Origin of the sequence: Persephonella marina EX-H1 (assembly GCF_000021565.1) — a bacterium.
GTDB lineage: Bacteria > Aquificota > Aquificia > Aquificales > Hydrogenothermaceae > Persephonella > Persephonella marina.
The window spans coordinates 1726823-1741995 of sequence record NC_012440.1; the positions used below are offsets into that span (position 1 = coordinate 1726823).

Sequence of the window (15173 nt, forward strand, 5' to 3'; positions counted from 1 at the left end):
CTATATTACCTCCTTGTTTTTTTTGATAATACTTTTATCTTGACACCATCTTTTTGAAAAACCTTTTTGATACTATACTCTTTTTTTAGCTCTTCCCAACAATCTGGACAAGCTATTTCTTCTTTTCCATCAATTATTACTCTTGTTGGATGGCAAGTTGAAAATGAACAAAAATCACATCCATAACTAATGTGAAAACTCATTTTGCTCCTCCAGTAGTTTTTGTATAAGTTTGCTTGCTTGCTTTTTTGTTAAATTGTTTAAATCGTATTCGTTTGTTATCTTTACAACTTTCTCTGGTGGAAGTTTTTGAAGTAAAGATAAAATGTAGTTAAGTTGTTTTTTTGTTGCTTCCATACCATATCTTCCCAATCAGTTCAGGATTCTGATAAATATTGCCTACTACGATATAGTTTTCAGACGGGTCTGCCTCGGTAGAAAAATCCCATTCACAAGTATCTTTTATTTTCCAAGAATTTCTACTCCATATTACCTGATAAATTGGGGACTCTTTCATAATAGCTGATACTATTAAGTCACCTTCATATATTGGTTTACTGTTTGCGTCATAATAGCCTGTAAATTGACCAATCGTTTCTGGTCTAACTTCAATCAACAATCCAAATCCACTGTAAACAGCTATTCCATCTACAATATTGGTTAATCCAAGTTCAAAGCCTTCTGGGAATATGAAATATCTACCTTCGGCTGTTCTGATTAGATCTCCTTCTATAAAGTCATATTCTTTTGCTTTTACTGGGATGCCTCTAAACTTTATGTCCTCTAATCTCATAATTGCTTTGCCCCCTTATTTAAAGTTCCCTTAACAGCTTTTACATGGGTTTTCCAAAGGATTGCTTTTTGTTCCTTGATTGCATAAGAGGAAGCAATGGTGTGAGAAACCTGGTCAACTATTTCATCGGCAGTATGTTGACTGAAAGGTTCGTTAGCAATTAGGAGTATTTCAATTATGTACTCTCCAGACTGCTTATAAACTCTGCATACAGCTGCTACTGGATATCTGTTAAACTCAAATAGCTCATATTCACCAATTATATTTCCAAAAAATTTGTTCATTGCTTCATCTATAGAAATAGTTTTAACCTGAGACTGTTCTTTAGGGGATTTTTTCTTAAGCCATGGAAAAATTTTTGATAGCATTCGTTACTCCTCCAGCTTTTTTAAAATTTCATCTCTTATACGGTTCAGGTTTCTTTCAATGTTTTTGATGCTTTTGTCTGCTATAGAAGAAAGGGGCTGTCCAAGAAGCCCCTCTATGCTTCTGACTTTCACGAGTATCTTTTCTGGATAACGGAGTAGTTCCTCAAGCTCTGAAAACACCTCTTCAATCTTGGTATCTGATATGTCTATCTTTTTTCTTTTCTTTTCAAACTGGTTGAGCTCCATCTTGCAAATCTCCTCTATTGTTTTTATCATTTAGTTAGCGTGTGTCTTTACTTGTTTTTTGAGAAGGATCCTCATCTTTGGGGGTTCTTCTCTTTTTATCCAGTAGCGAACCTCTTGTCTATTGGCTGTCTTTTTTGTGAAATAATGTCTCCAGGTTTTGCCAGTTGACCTGCAGATGACCGTTACGAAACTCCCTGATTCCTGGATCTCATAAAATCTGCTGTCAAAATGAACTCTTGAAATACCGAAGTCTAAAACGATGTTTCTCATGTTACACCTCCTACTTAAAGAGTTTTTCTACTAATAAAGGGATTGAAAACATTCATCTTAATTCTCCTTAAAAAGTATTTGATTCAATTTCTTTCTTTAATGCTTTTGCTGGAGCAAACACAGGGACTCTTTTAGATGGAAGCTGTTTTATTTCTCCGTGAGTTTTTACTTTACGGGAACTTCGTATCTTTGTATAGAACACGCCAAAACCCGGAACCTGAAGTCTATCTCCCCGGAGCATTACACTCTTTAAGGTATGAAATACTTCTTCAACTACCTTGTCTGCCACTTCAACAGGAACCTGTGCGTTTTTGGAAACCTGAATCTTTAGTTCTTTGTAAGTCATGTCTTCACCTCCTATGAGTTTCTTATCATTTCTACAAGTATCCATGCACCTGCAAAAATAAAGGCAGAAAAAGCTACTGCTCCTGCAAGTTCTTCCATTTGTCTTCACCTCCTTTTTATCCTTAAGTCTTTATCCTTGATTTGCTTAATCTCACACATTTCAAGCAGCCTTGATATTACTGGTTCTTCTGCGATAAAGTTTGCAAGGTCTTTAAAGCTTGCGTTTGTAGTGATAAAAAGTAGTTTGTCCGTGTTGTATGCATAGTAGATTATTTCTGTTGCAAATTTTCTTTCATATTCATTCAGATTTGGATTGAAATCATCTATCAAATAGCAGTCAAACTCTTTGTATATTTTTCTGGTTTCATTGATATCAAAGTTCTGCAATGATATATATGCTGGTGCATTTACTTTGTATTCCTGTAGAAGTTTCGCTGTTTTATATATGCAGGCAAATGTTTTTCCTATTCCAGCATTTCCTGACAGTATTAATCCCTTTTTGCTCTTGAGGGTTTCCTCAAGGGCTTTTGTTTTTCTTTTTTCTTTCTGGAACACTATATTTATATATTTTTCTGGGAAGTTTCCTTGAAGAAGTTTTTCTTTTATCTGATGTGGCGGTAGAGGTTTAAGAACTTTTACAATTCCTTCTGGTTTTGCTATCCAGTAGTATGTATCACCTTCAAAACAAAGACGCTCTCCATTTACTTTCTTTATAGCTTCTTCTACACTTTTTGCCATCAACATCCTCAAACCCTCCTAAAAGTTTGGAACATCTTCATCATCATCTGAGACATTTGGAATGCTAAGGTCTTCTTCTTCTTGCTCTGCAGCATTAATGTAGAAGTCAAGCCCTCGCTCGTTTTCTGGCGATGTCCATTTTCTCCTTTCCTGGTTTTGTGCTTTCTTTATAGCCGGGAGCAGAGCTCTAAACTGAGTTATTCCTTTTGCTCCTTTTCTTTGTGTTTTCTTGAAATGTTCATAATCGCTTTTTAACTGGTCTGTAGTTTCCCCATTTTGCTGATAGATTTTTACAAGCTCTTTTAGATGTTTTCCGATAATTGCCTGATATTTCACGCTCATAAGTTTTTCCGGTGGGTCATTATTCCAAAGCTGTAAATACCAGCCCATAAGATGTCTGATATCAACCTTGTCTTTTTGTTTTTCTTCAAGATAGACTTGCAGTCCTTTGATGAGTTTGTCTAATTTTTCTCTTGCCTGCTTTCCAGAGCGAGTATCTCTAATCTCTATGAGTTTTTTCAAAATTGTTTCGTGTCTCATAGTGTTACTCCTTTTAGTCTTCTTCTAATGATTTTTAGCCTTTCCTTGATTGCTTCCTCACTTCTTCCAAGTTCTTTTGAAAGCTGAGCAGCCTTTTGTCTGCTATAGCGATAATTATCAGATTTGAAAACTTCAATTAACTTTTGTTCTTCCCATTTCTGCCATTTCTGGAACTTTCTACCTGTTTTTCCACGGTGTCTGCGGCTTTGGTGATACAGTTTGTAATACTCTTTCTTGCATGCATTTGAGCAGAACATCTGTTTTTCTTCAAATGGAACATATTCTCTATTGCATACAGCACACTTTTTCTTTTCTATATACTTCTCCCAATCTGTAGCATATTCTCTAAGAGCAAATATACCTTCTGATACTGCAGTAATTGTTGCCTTATAGAGCTGTTGCTTTATGAAGTCTTTCACTTTGTTTCTTATAAATGCTTTTCCAAGATGTTTATACTTTGTTCCTTCCAGATCCTTGACCACATCTTTTGCTGTAAAAACTTTTCTTTTGACCATAAATGACCAGATGACATTTTTCATAATGAAACCTCTACTGCCTTTATAAGTTTTTTGATTTCTTTTTCTGAAAGCTGGTTTAGTTTCATACCTTTTGCGTAATAAAGAAGCCTATCTATCTCTATTGTTGTCCAGCCTCTTTGTTTTGCGATTTTGAGCAGGTTTTCATCTGTTTTGATTTTGTATGCAGCTGCAAGTTGATTGACCGTTTTTTCCGATAGAGAATCAAGGGATTTTCTGATTATTACACGTTTATTCAGTGCTGGATATTTCGTAATGTGTTTCAGCAGGTCAAGGTCTCCAAGAAGAACAAATCTGATTGGAAATTCTTCAAATACATCCTTTATTTCTCCCATTAAGACTCTTTTTGTTAGCAATCTTTGAGCTTCGTCTAAAATCACAATTGGATACTGCTGTGTTGCCTCAAGATATGTAGCCAAAAACTCAAGTGTTTCCTGGTAGCTTCTTGAAATAGCTGAACCTAAAACTCTTGCAAGTTCCCTTGTAAACTTAGAAGGTGTATCAAGTGTTTGGGAAATTTTCATGTAAAAAACATCATGGTGATGCTTGGTGAGCATTTTTGCGGCTTGGGTTTTGCCAACACCGTAATTTGCAGAGACTATGGCAATACCTTGCTTGTCATCTTTGATTGTCTTTCTCATAAGCAATACTACTTTTTCAAGTTCTTCATAAGCGTGTGTCTTTACTTGCATTTTAGTCCTCCTCTGCTAAGAGTTGTTCTAAGATGTTTGGTTCCTCTTCATCTATCTGTTGTTCTACAGGTAAATTTTCAAGCTGTATCTCCTCAAGGTTTATATCTGGTTTATATGGATCTTCTTGCAGAGCTTCCACCTCAAGCATAGCTTTATCTTCTTCCAGCTTCTGTATTCTCTTCTGGATGCGTTTTTGTTTTTGCTTGATTTGTTTGTCTTTGATTGTCTCAAGGTCTGCTGGCTGGCTGATGAGATTAGCAGTTCCTAAATACTCTCCAGTTTCTGCGTGATAAACAAACAGCTTTGTTATGTTTTCAATGTCTCTTAAACAGAGAACTGGCAGATTTTTTCTTTTTCTGCCCAGCTGGTTTTCTGTCTTGTGATAGATAAATTCATAGATGAGGTTGTCTATCTTTATCTGGTTATTAATCACTTTTCTTTCAAATTTTTGAGCAAATGCCATTCTGATGGTTTCTTCATCTACCTGCCTTGTTTCAAGCCCGTATGAGTTGACCAGCTCCAGTGGTGAGAATGCTCCCTGAATGTGTTTGAAGTTATGAGATTCTTTATTGAAATGCTCTATAGATAGATGCCATAAATCTTCAATGGTTCCCTCAAAGCCTGATGCTCTAATAGTTCTTGCTGTGTCTTTTAGGCTTCTGAAAAATCTTTCTATGATTTTTGAAGATGGGTTATAGGATTTTGTATTTCTGTATTCAACGCCAAGCTCTTTTAAAGCATTTATGATGTAATCGTTTTTGATGATTTTTTCATTGTCAGACTTGATGGCTTTTGGAACTCCGTACTGGATAAAAAGCGTCATCAGGTAGTAAGCAACATCAAGTGAGTTAAAGGCTTTGTTGTAATGTTTTGCGTTTTTCTCTTTGTTTTCAACAATCATTGCCGGGAATACATAGCCTGTGAATGTATCAATAACCTGCATAATTGAGTAATTTTTACCTTCCCACTCATAGCCCGTGGCATCTATTTCCCACAGAGCAACTTCTCTCTTAACAGTTCCTTTAGACTGGACAAACTTTGAGATTTCTTTTTTGAGCCTTCTTTGCTTTTCCAGTTTCTCCTGAGAACCAAACTCTCTGATTATGAAGTAGTCAAGAAAGCTGTAAAATGCTTTTTTCTTCAGGTTTATGTTTTCCTCAAACAAGTCAAGTTTTATCATTTCGTAGATTTGAGAGTTAGACAGAGGTCTGCTTATGCCTTTTTCTTCGGTTCTTAGAGTAAGCAAGGTCTTTAGCTTGCTTTTGAGTTTTTCCGACATAGACTTATAAATCTGCAGGTTCTTCTCTCCTCTTTTTCTTTCTTTTCCTACCTCTCCATTTACAATTCTGTGAACTGTTGATTTGCTTATTCCTGTGATATCTGCTATCTGTCTTATTGAAAAGCCTTGAGAGTAAAGCCGAATTACTTTTGCCTTTGCCTTAGTGTTTTTGCGCATAGCCATTATCTCCTGTTGTATTCAAATAATGCTTTTCTGTCTTTGTAAATCTCCATATCTTTATAGGTCTCTTCTTTAAAGGCAAAGTAAATCTCTTCAAGGATTTCTACAGCTGTATCTGTTCCAAAGTGAAACTGTATTTCTATAACTATGTCCCATATATCGTTTTTCCGTCTTTCAAGAAGCTGAGTTGGGGTCAGATATTCTGATGGCTTGTCTTTCTTGGTTTTTTTCTTTGGTTTTTCCTGGCGTTCTTCTGTATCCTGCTCCTGTGCTTCTTCGGGTTGATATTCGTTCCAGTCTGACCAATCGGGTTCTGAAGTGTCTGTTGCATTTTTTTCCTCGGTAACTTTTGCAACATTTAACCATCTTGATATAGTAGATTTATCTTTGTTTAATATCTCTGCTATCTGTGAAACAGTATATCCTTGTTCTTTTAACTCGTTAGCCTTTTTCTTAAGCTCTTCCTTTTCACTTTTTATAAGTCCTGCTTCCGAAAGAACCTTTTCTACATAAGCAACAGAAGTTTTTAACACTTTTGCGATTATTTCTTTTCTGGTTCTTTTGTCGTATTGGGTTAGTATTTCCCAGTCTCTTAAGATGGCTTTTTTCTTTTCTGTTTGGGTTAGAGGAGTATCTATTTCTTTTTCTTCTGTGTTTACTGCCTGTGCGACTACTGGATAGAGACCTTCTGGAACTTCCCAGATTTCAGCGTATATTTTTTCACTTCCAAGTTCCTTATTTGCATAAAACCTGTGATTTCCGTCAAGAATAATCTTTTTAAAATCACTTTCTCTTTCTACCACAAGAATAGGTGGGAATATATCTCCTTCTTCAAGCTGTTCTGAATACAGCTTAACCCTTTCCCAGTCTGTGCTTTCTCTTGGGTATATCCCCTGGTCAATGATTAAATCTTCCAGATAAAATTCATCAACATACTTTTGTCTGCAGCCAAGCTGTGTTAAAAGCTTATAAACATCGGGTCTTCTATTTTTTAAGGTTAACTTTTCTACTTTTTCTCTCATTTTGTTCCTCCTGAAATTCGTTCTAATCGTTCACTTAAGCTGAAAGTTTTTGAGAAATTATGTCTAACCTGTCCTAACTTTTTGGTGTAAATGAGGGTATAGATAATAGGTATGGAAGACCTGTTAAAAGATTTATTGGTTTTACTTGTGGAAAAAGGAAATATAGACTTTCTATATCTATCTGTCCTTGCATTCTTGATAATATATATTGAAGAAAAAAGAACCTTTATAAACTCAACCATTTTGCTTCTCCTTTCCTTTATGTGTTTCTTGTTGTTTCTTGCTTTGGGAGTTAAGATTTTCGCTTATATTTCCAAGGGTTTCTTTTATCTGATGTAATGTTCTGTTCAAAATCCCAAAATGTATGAGTAAAAGGAGTATTAGGGTTATTCCCGTAGCAAAAATAGCCGCAGCTATTAAAGAAAAGCCGTTTTGTAAGATTTCTTCCATTATTTCTCCTCCTTAATACTCTTCCTTGAGGCTTAACACCTTCTGCCTAACAATTGCTCTTTTTTCATTGAGGATTGCAAGAGCTTCATCAATTTCGTTTAGTAATTGAAGCAGTTCCTCTTTTGTTATCCTTCCGTCTTCCATAATGTTTACTTCCGTAAGAGGAACATCGTTAAGCTCTTTCATAAGTCTGGAGAGTTTTACATCCTCAGCAGATGGGTTATCTTGCTTGACAGGAACATAGCCGTATCTTCTGAGAAGCTCTTGTAGAACCTGTTGAAAAAGCTCTGGTGTTTCGTCTTTGAGAATATCCAGGATATCTACAGCTTTTGAGAGAGGATCTCGGCGGTAGTAAGGGTTATCTGCATCTTGAGCCCAGCTGTAAACTGTTTTGTGAGAGATACCAGCTCTTACCTGGAAGATTAGAGGATTTACCCTCTTGATAAATTTTTTGTAAACCCATCCAAAATTAGCGTGTGCCATTACTTGTTACCTCCTTTTATTAATCTTTGCATTTAAAGGCTCTAATTAAATCTTCTGCTATCATAGCCAAGAGAAGTATCACAATTAGAAGTATTCCAAAATCCATCTTTATTTCTCCTCAGACTTTTCTCTGGAATTTTCCACAGACTCCAGGACATAAGGAAAAAGCGAACCTTCTGGGACTTCTAAAAATTTTTCAATTTCCTTAGCTACTCTGCGAGACTTGGCGTCTTTATGAAGCATCTGATATAAGAAGCTTTCTGATACTCCGAGAATTTCAGCAAACTGTTTGAGAGTAAGACCTCTTTTGAGTAGTTCTCCCTTGATGAAATTTATCTTGCCGAACTTTTTTATCTGTTGTTTAATATTAACTGTGGTTGGCATATATGTGCCTCCTATGTATGTGGTTGAGTATAAGTATATACTCAATGGGTGTAGATGTCAACCCTTTGGGTGTATTTGAGTGTGGTTACAAATTTAAGAATATGTGTATAAAAAATTACCGAGTAAAAATTTAGACACTTTAGGAATATGAAATTGAAGTGTCCCAAAATTTACCGAGGGAAGAAATGGAACACGAGCATAGGTTATATGAATAGTGTTCCAAAATTTATTTAGCTAAAAAATGGAACATTTTACAAATAAAAATGTGTTGCAAAAATTAGTTAGCTAAAAATTGCAACACCGAATTAGTAAGCCAAATATGAATAGGTATCAAAATTTACCAGGGTAAAAAATGATACAAATGATTAAAGCTAAGTGGGGAATTTCTTACTTGGTAAAAATTTCCCCAAAATGAACCGAAAATATGGAAAATATAGGACAGAGAATAAAACAGCTTAGAAAAATGTTAGGGTTGTCTCAAAGAGAATTTGCTGAAAAGATAGGTAAAAGCTTAAGAGCTGTTCAAAATTGGGAGTATGAGCAGAGAACCCCTGACGAAAGCACCCTTCGTCTCATATCCCAGACATTTGGAGTAAATCTTGATTGGTTAAAGACCGGGGAAGGGGAGATGTGGGTAAAAGATCAAGATAAAAGCGGTGTAAGTATAGAACCTTTTGAAAAATTGATACAAGCTATTAATCGTATAGAAAAGATTCCATCTGTAGTTGAGAAAATTTTAAAGGATTACTATGAAAAAAGAGACATTGAAGAGTTTACAAATATACTTTCAGAAATAATAAAGGAAATAGAAATTACATCGAAAGTAAAAATAGATAATGTAAAAAACTCACAAATAATAAAAGCTGAAAAGATTGATGAGATTACATATAAAAAGAATAAATAAGAATAAAATTTTTAGGGGGTAGAAAAATGGATATAAGGGAAATTAAGGACAGTCAAGTTATCATATCCAACAAGCCACCGATTGTTAAAGCTCTCAATCAACCATCAGAATCCGATATAAAAGCCTTCACAGAATACATAAATGGTAAACTTCAGGATTTAAAAGAAGAAGTAAGCAACTTTATCAAAGAATTTCATGCAACTTTATGGATAACTTCATTTATTTTTACATACATTACTTTGGCATATATGCATAAATGGATGAAGTATCCTACATTAGAAAGTGAATTATTCTTCTTTGTATTCTTCTTTTTTGGTTATATGGGCTCTTTATATTATTTTGTTTCTATCATAAAGCTCAAAAATAAAAGACGAATCAGGAATAAAGCTAAAGAATGGATAGAAGAAATAAAAAATACTAAACCTATTTTTAATGCTTATTGTTCAAAAAACAAAGAATATCTTTATCAGTTAGATCTAATAAAAGAAGAATTTGAAAAAATAAAGAATTGGAAGTGGGATAAACTTGCTCCGTAGCAGGAATAAAAAGTATGGAGAAACGTAATAAATTATTCAATTGTATAGAAAACTTTATAGTAGCGAAATGTAAATTTTTGCCTTAATATTATAATTGACATTTTGGACAGCAGGAATTTAACTATGGATAAAAAAATCAAAATTATAAAACAATGGCTTAAGGTTTTTCCAGAAGAAACTAAGCCAGTAGCAGAGGAAGTTTTAAAAAAAATAGAAAAAATAGAAAAAGAACAAAAGGAATTTGAGGAGAGGTTTAAAATTGCAAAAGAAGGAAGAAAATATAGAATTATATGATTTTCTTTACGAAGACAAAGATAGAATTCATTTTTATTTTAGTCAGCTTTTTGAAGGACTATTAAAAGAGGTAGAAACAGTAGAACAATCAAAAAGCGATAGTAATATAAATGTAAGCATTGGGGCTTTCAAGACATATGCAGAATATAACGCGACAGATGAAATGAACAAACTGTTAAAAGAAAAAAAGGAACCACTTGATATTATAGCATTAAAGCTTTTTGAGAAAGTAGATTTATCTACACTAAGAAACTTTAATGATGCTATGGAAGGAAGGTTATTTATAGAATACGGTTCTTTTTCCTTAATTTCTAAGGAACTTATAAAAAGCGTGTATTCATTCTTCTTTGAAACTATAGATAAAGTTAATAGCCTTAAATTGACAGGTTCAAAAAAAAGAAAAGAGATTGAAAGAATATCAAAGTTTTTAGGAATTACTAAAGATGAAATCGAAATGTGGTCTCAAGTAATAGACTTGTTGAAACCTTTTATAGAGAAAATTTCTTTTGAAAGCTTTGCTGTTTTTACGACAAGTTCAGAACAAAGGTTAGTGGGAATAATAAAGGAAGAATACTTAAAAGATTCTTTAAACTCCTATTACCTAAAATATGGTGAAAAATCAATATCTAATGTGTATTTAATAGGGATAAAGGATTATAAGCCGTCCAAGTTAAACTATGATTTTGATTCCTTTTTAAATGGGTTTTCTCAGATTTTTGAAGGAATTAAACAAATGGTAATTCCATTTGAACATGAATTATTTACGCCCATTGCAATTTTTAGGAAAATAGAAGCAAGGTAGTGCTATGGAAATATTGCAAGGATTATTAAGCCTATTTTTCATTATCTCTATAGGATACATTGCCTTTACTTTTATCAAGAAAAAACCAAAAAAAGTTCCTGTTTCCATTTCCATAGGATTATTTATTGCTTTGTTCATAGTTGATGCTTTAACTCCAGAGAAAAAAGAAGAACCAAAGGTTACTATAGAAAAAACTAAAAAAATAAAGAACAAGAAATTTGAGGAAGTTCTACAGATTTTACAACAACATCCTTATATGGTATCCGCTGAGAAAGTAAATATTAAAAGTTCTGAGGATAATTTTAAAGTAATAGAGATACATTTCTTTGAGAAAGCAACATTCATGGACTATGCATTAGGCTTCAAAAATTTAACTCAAGAAATTTCAAAGCTTTCAAATCAGCTTAATTGGTTCTACATAGATGTTTACAATGGAGATAAATTTATTTTCAGACTGCAGTATTTTCCTCATCAAGTTTTAGGAGTATATCAAAAAGACCCAAATGGAAGAGTTATTCATGCAATTATTATGAATAATCTTCAGGTAGTAAAAAAGAACAAGGATTTAGAAACTTGGTTTATAGAGCAATGCAGAACTTATAAAGGGTATTTAGACCCGTTTTGTAGGAAGGTTATATAAACTTATTTTGGGAGGGTGTCATGAAAGGATTTTATAGAAGTAGTGCTCTAAAATACAAATTGAAAAGAATTGATGAAGAACACATAGATACTTTTTTGGAGAATATAAATGTATCTGATATAACAAAGAAAAGGACAAAAGCAGAAAAAATAGATAGAGTAATATCTTTTTACCAAAAGAATTTAGAGAGGAAAGATGGTTACTATTTATTTCCCGAAGTTGCAGAAGAAAATCTAAAAACTTTCTATCAATTCATACAAAGTTATGGTTTTAGTACAAGCTCGTCTATTTATGTATTCCAAGTAGAAAGAATAGAAAATTTATTCAACTTTTTAAAAGAACATACTGAGTTTAATTTTAATGCATATTCTTTTTACAACTTGGCACAAATAAAATTTGATTCTAATCAGGGAGAAATCAATATAAATGGTAAAGTTGTAAACGTATTCTTGCCTCAGAGAGTGTTCGTTTATGTTGCTAAAAAAGAAAGCGGTTCTGAAGATATTGAAGGAAACAAAAGAATAGAGAAAAAAGAGATCTCTATTATAAATAAAGGAGATAACTTTATAGAAATACGAGGAGAGTTTGATGCAATAAAAAATATGATTTTATCTTTGAAATCTTTCGAAGAAGAAGAGGGGTTTCAGATTTTAAGACTTATTAAAATTTCAAAAACTGAGAAAGAGAAAAAGAATCCATATACGAGGTTTGAAGTTTCAGAAACAAAGATAGATGTTGAGAAGTTTAGGAAAAAATTAGGAGCAAAATATAGAAAAATTAAAGCTCCGGTAGAAGGAAGCAAAACAGAAGAAGCTACGCTAAAATTCGAGGAAAGCGGTATTGATAGTTTTGAGGAAGAAGAAAATAAGCATTTAAAAGAGGTAATCAAGGATGCTTCAAAAGGAGTGGATAAAGGAGAATTGATATTAAATATAGATGACTATAATTTTAAATTTACAGTTACGGCTTCAGGAGGAATTAATTTTAAAGGAAATCCACCAGAAAAAGTGTTATCTTATGTAATCCAAGAGCTTAAGCAATTTTTAAGGTCGCAGAATGTTTAACAAGGAACTTTATCAAAAAGCTTTAAAAGATGTGATAAGTTTTCTAAAAAATCATCCTAATCCATCTGTAAAATGGAGAAATTTAAAAGAAGCATTAGGAGAAAATTCACCATTTAAAAATAGAGAGTTTTATTTACTTTCTGCTTTATCTTCATTGAAAGAAGAAGGAGCTATCAGATTTAGAGAAAGGTATATTGATTGGGAAGGGCATACATTGGAAAAAACTATAGAAGGAAGGTTCTTTTGCGAGGAGTGCAATGAGTACATAGAGTCTGATTTTGTAATCATGGATTTGGTAATCGTAAGAACATCACATTTTCAGAAGATAGGTGACCTAAATGGCTTCAGAAAGTTATCTTGAAGATTTAGTCCTGTCCTTAAAAAAATGGAAAGATAAAATTAACAAAAATTTCGGAATTGATTTGAATTCTTTTTCTGAGGAAATTTCTGAGGATACGAAAAATAATATACGAACTTTACTCTCAGGAGAGATAGTGAATAGCCAAGAAAAGGGTTACTTATTAGAGGATGTTATTAAGGACTTATTTGAAACTTTAGATTTTGCAACCTCTTTTGATATTACAAATAAAGAAACAGACCATGGACAATTTGATTTTATCGTAGATTTTATTTTACAGGATGATATAAAAGATATATTAGCCAAAATTACAGAGATAGAAGTTCTACATAATGGGATCCTTGGAGAGTGTAAGAACTATCAAGATGGAGTAGGAAAATCATTGATAGAGCAAGCCTGTTGGAGGGTATGTAAAAAGAAAAAAAGTATGTTTTATGTTGCACCAAAGTACAAAAGAGGTGCCATAAGTGAAATTAATTTTTTTAACAATCACCATTTTATGAGCTTTAATAGAATCTGTTGGGATGGAAGTACCAAGTTAGGTATTATTCCATTAGATCTTAACTTTTTGAGAATTTGTTTACAAGAAGATATAAGATTTTCTTCGGTCATCTTTTTTACAATAAAGCAGGCAAAAGAAGGCAGAATTAATAATATATTAAATCTTCCGTCCAACCTGTCCTAAACCTCTACCCTTTCCTGATATATCTTTTTCTTATGATTGAAAAACAAATAGAAGAAATTAAAAGCTTAATAGAGAAGACTGTATCTATCCCTACTCCGCCAGTATTAGGAAAGGTAGAAAAAGTTTATGAAGTAGCAGGTAAATCTGATTTTCTTAATTGCCTGTATTCAGCTGATGTAAGACTAATAGAACTGACAGATGGTGGAGACTTTAAAGATTCAGATCTTGTTATCCCAGATGTTCCAATCCTTGGAATAGGGTTTGGAAATAACAGGGGAATATTTTTCCTGCCGGAAAAAGGAGCAATAGTAAAAGTGTCTTTCCTTTATGGATGCTTGTCCTATCCAGTCATAGATGGAATTCTTCCTTACAGAAAATCCATTCCTCAACACGGAAAAGATAATCTCCAGATAAATGTTCCAAATAATGAAATTAAAGATATTGGAAATAATAAAACAGAAAACATAAAAAACCTATGGCAAGTTTCCGCTGATACCATAAAGAAAGAAGCTAAATCACTTTTTAACTATACAGGAGAATTTATTCTCAATGGCAATTTAACAGTTAATGGAAATATATCGGCTACTGGAACAGTGCTTGCCCAGTCTGGTTTACAAACAATGGCAGGTGGCAAAAAGATGATGGTTGATGAAATGATGGATACATTTAACAGTCATACACATACTGGAGATAGCGGTGGAACTACCAGCTCACCAAACCAGCAGGTTATAGGAGGATAAGATGGCAGATACATGGCAAAGTATGAACCTCGGAGATATTCTTACAGGACCAGCACAGAGTATAGGTGCCATAGATACAGAAGCCAAGGATCTATTCACAAAATATTCTGCAGTAGCTAATCAGCTTGGGCAAAAAGTTGCTGTTTTAAATAGTCTTCTTGGGAAAACAGGTGGACTATTACAGGATTTGCAAAACACAGGAATTTATGTTTTACAGCTTGAACCAGGAAGCGGTAATCTTGTAAGTAGAATATACAATGCCTCAAATGCTCCAACAGGAAATTATTCAGCAGGTTTAGTTCTTGGAATATCTGCTGTAGATCTTGCTTCGGCATTAGATAAATATCAAAAAATGATGAATATATTAACAAGTCCTATAGAAGTACCAAAATGATAGGTAAGTGATGAACTACGGAACAGATATTTACTGCATTAATGGTGAGTTTCAGGTTTTACCAACAGGAGATATAACACTTGTAAATGATAAATACTGTCTTATCCAGGACATTATTAACAGGCTTAAAACAGCAAAAGGTTCACATTTCAGACATCCAGATTATGGGATAGACCTTTATAAATATCTTAAGGCTCAGTGGTCAGAGGAAACAGAACTTGAAATACTGACACTTATTGAAACAGAGGTTGAAAAGGACCCAAGGATTTTGGAAGCAACAGCTGTTAGAGAATATATAGACATGAGAACATTTGTAATAAAGCTTATTGTTGAAACTGTAAATTATGATTCTCCAATTAACCTTGTTGTCACCCTGGATAGAGATAACCAGGATGTTTATGTAAAGATTTCAAAAACAGTAGAGGGATAG

The 15173-nt window shown here is 33.5% G+C and carries 27 protein-coding genes; 11 read left to right on the forward strand and 16 right to left on the reverse strand.

Annotated features, from left to right (window positions below):
- Positions 1-5: 5 nt before the first annotated feature.
- From PERMA_RS08850 to PERMA_RS08930, 16 genes are all read right to left on the reverse strand, one after another.
- Entirely contained in the window at positions 6-203 is a 198-nt protein-coding gene (locus PERMA_RS08850; RefSeq protein WP_041530930.1) for a hypothetical protein, read from the reverse strand.
- Complete coding sequence (locus PERMA_RS10790) at positions 187-357, reverse strand: hypothetical protein (RefSeq protein WP_012676401.1); 171 nt, start codon at positions 355-357, stop codon at positions 187-189. The genes PERMA_RS08850 and PERMA_RS10790 overlap by 17 nt, the downstream gene beginning before the upstream one ends.
- A complete protein-coding gene (locus PERMA_RS10580; RefSeq protein WP_015898976.1) occupies positions 332-793 on the reverse strand; it encodes a YopX family protein in 462 nt (153 codons plus the stop codon). Before PERMA_RS10580 ends, PERMA_RS10790 begins: the two co-directional genes overlap by 26 nt.
- On the reverse strand, positions 790-1161 hold the full coding sequence (locus PERMA_RS08865) for a hypothetical protein (protein WP_041530931.1): 372 nt from the start codon (positions 1159-1161) through the stop codon (positions 790-792). The genes PERMA_RS10580 and PERMA_RS08865 overlap by 4 nt, the downstream gene beginning before the upstream one ends.
- 3 nt (positions 1162-1164) lie before the next feature.
- On the reverse strand, positions 1165-1407 hold the full coding sequence (locus tag PERMA_RS08870; RefSeq protein WP_012676000.1) for a hypothetical protein: 243 nt from the start codon (positions 1405-1407) through the stop codon (positions 1165-1167).
- 30 nt (positions 1408-1437) lie between these two features.
- Entirely contained in the window at positions 1438-1677 is a 240-nt protein-coding gene (locus tag PERMA_RS08875) for a hypothetical protein (RefSeq protein ID WP_041530932.1), read from the reverse strand.
- A gap of 67 nt (positions 1678-1744) precedes the next feature.
- On the reverse strand, positions 1745-2023 hold the full coding sequence (locus tag PERMA_RS08880) for an HU family DNA-binding protein (protein WP_012676808.1): 279 nt from the start codon (positions 2021-2023) through the stop codon (positions 1745-1747).
- Positions 2024-2127: 104 nt separating this feature from the next.
- Entirely contained in the window at positions 2128-2760 is a 633-nt protein-coding gene (locus PERMA_RS08885) for an ATP-binding protein (protein ID WP_148206425.1), read from the reverse strand.
- Positions 2761-2778: 18 nt separating this feature from the next.
- Complete coding sequence (locus tag PERMA_RS08890; RefSeq protein ID WP_012676644.1) at positions 2779-3300, reverse strand: hypothetical protein; 522 nt, start codon at positions 3298-3300, stop codon at positions 2779-2781.
- Positions 3297-3839 carry a hypothetical protein gene (locus PERMA_RS08895; protein ID WP_012675551.1) on the reverse strand — a complete coding sequence of 181 codons (543 nt, stop codon included), beginning with the start codon at positions 3837-3839 and terminating at the stop codon, positions 3297-3299. The genes PERMA_RS08890 and PERMA_RS08895 overlap by 4 nt, the downstream gene beginning before the upstream one ends.
- Positions 3836-4528, reverse strand: a complete 693-nt coding sequence (locus PERMA_RS08900; RefSeq protein ID WP_012676630.1) for an AAA family ATPase — start codon at positions 4526-4528, stop codon at positions 3836-3838. Before PERMA_RS08900 ends, PERMA_RS08895 begins: the two co-directional genes overlap by 4 nt.
- 1 nt (position 4529) lies before the next feature.
- Complete coding sequence (locus PERMA_RS08905; protein WP_012676410.1) at positions 4530-5984, reverse strand: helix-turn-helix domain-containing protein; 1455 nt, start codon at positions 5982-5984, stop codon at positions 4530-4532.
- Between the two features lie 5 nt (positions 5985-5989).
- Positions 5990-7009 carry a ParB N-terminal domain-containing protein gene (locus PERMA_RS08910; protein ID WP_015898936.1) on the reverse strand — a complete coding sequence of 340 codons (1020 nt, stop codon included), beginning with the start codon at positions 7007-7009 and terminating at the stop codon, positions 5990-5992.
- A gap of 234 nt (positions 7010-7243) precedes the next feature.
- Positions 7244-7459 carry a hypothetical protein gene (locus PERMA_RS08920; RefSeq protein ID WP_012675964.1) on the reverse strand — a complete coding sequence of 72 codons (216 nt, stop codon included), beginning with the start codon at positions 7457-7459 and terminating at the stop codon, positions 7244-7246.
- Positions 7460-7471: 12 nt separating this feature from the next.
- Entirely contained in the window at positions 7472-7942 is a 471-nt protein-coding gene (locus tag PERMA_RS08925; protein WP_015898928.1) for a phage regulatory CII family protein, read from the reverse strand.
- A 108-nt stretch (positions 7943-8050) separates the two neighbouring features.
- Positions 8051-8326, reverse strand: coding sequence for a helix-turn-helix domain-containing protein (locus PERMA_RS08930; protein ID WP_041530935.1), 276 nt, complete (start codon positions 8324-8326; stop codon positions 8051-8053).
- Positions 8327-8750: 424 nt separating this feature from the next.
- On the opposite strand from PERMA_RS08930, the gene PERMA_RS10585 reads away from it, so the two are divergent.
- The 11 genes from PERMA_RS10585 to PERMA_RS08980 all read left to right on the forward strand — a co-directional run bounded on the left by PERMA_RS10585 (position 8751) and on the right by PERMA_RS08980 (position 15173).
- The gene (locus PERMA_RS10585; RefSeq protein WP_012676173.1) at positions 8751-9230 is read left to right on the forward strand and encodes a helix-turn-helix domain-containing protein; all 480 of its coding nucleotides are present in this window, start codon (positions 8751-8753) and stop codon (positions 9228-9230) included.
- Between the two features lie 26 nt (positions 9231-9256).
- Positions 9257-9766 carry a hypothetical protein gene (locus PERMA_RS08940; RefSeq protein ID WP_012676797.1) on the forward strand — a complete coding sequence of 170 codons (510 nt, stop codon included), beginning with the start codon at positions 9257-9259 and terminating at the stop codon, positions 9764-9766.
- 123 nt (positions 9767-9889) lie between these two features.
- A complete protein-coding gene (locus tag PERMA_RS10795; RefSeq protein WP_012675874.1) occupies positions 9890-10060 on the forward strand; it encodes a hypothetical protein in 171 nt (56 codons plus the stop codon).
- Positions 10026-10862: a chalcone isomerase family protein gene (locus PERMA_RS08945; protein ID WP_012676226.1), complete on the forward strand. Its 837-nt coding sequence runs from the start codon at positions 10026-10028 to the stop codon at positions 10860-10862. Before PERMA_RS10795 ends, PERMA_RS08945 begins: the two co-directional genes overlap by 35 nt.
- Before the next feature lie 4 nt (positions 10863-10866).
- Complete coding sequence (locus PERMA_RS08950; protein WP_012675667.1) at positions 10867-11502, forward strand: hypothetical protein; 636 nt, start codon at positions 10867-10869, stop codon at positions 11500-11502.
- Between the two features lie 20 nt (positions 11503-11522).
- The gene (locus PERMA_RS08955) at positions 11523-12566 is read left to right on the forward strand and encodes a hypothetical protein (protein WP_012675958.1); all 1044 of its coding nucleotides are present in this window, start codon (positions 11523-11525) and stop codon (positions 12564-12566) included.
- Complete coding sequence (locus PERMA_RS08960; RefSeq protein WP_015899043.1) at positions 12559-12927, forward strand: hypothetical protein; 369 nt, start codon at positions 12559-12561, stop codon at positions 12925-12927. Before PERMA_RS08955 ends, PERMA_RS08960 begins: the two co-directional genes overlap by 8 nt.
- Positions 12905-13609: a hypothetical protein gene (locus PERMA_RS08965; RefSeq protein ID WP_012675505.1), complete on the forward strand. Its 705-nt coding sequence runs from the start codon at positions 12905-12907 to the stop codon at positions 13607-13609. Before PERMA_RS08960 ends, PERMA_RS08965 begins: the two co-directional genes overlap by 23 nt.
- A gap of 32 nt (positions 13610-13641) precedes the next feature.
- Positions 13642-14349 (forward strand): hypothetical protein, encoded by a 708-nt coding sequence (locus tag PERMA_RS08970; protein ID WP_012676820.1) that lies wholly within the window; start codon positions 13642-13644, stop codon positions 14347-14349.
- 1 nt (position 14350) lies between these two features.
- Positions 14351-14743: a hypothetical protein gene (locus PERMA_RS08975; RefSeq protein ID WP_012675265.1), complete on the forward strand. Its 393-nt coding sequence runs from the start codon at positions 14351-14353 to the stop codon at positions 14741-14743.
- Between the two features lie 10 nt (positions 14744-14753).
- Positions 14754-15173, forward strand: a complete 420-nt coding sequence (locus PERMA_RS08980; RefSeq protein WP_012676620.1) for a contractile injection system sheath initiator — start codon at positions 14754-14756, stop codon at positions 15171-15173.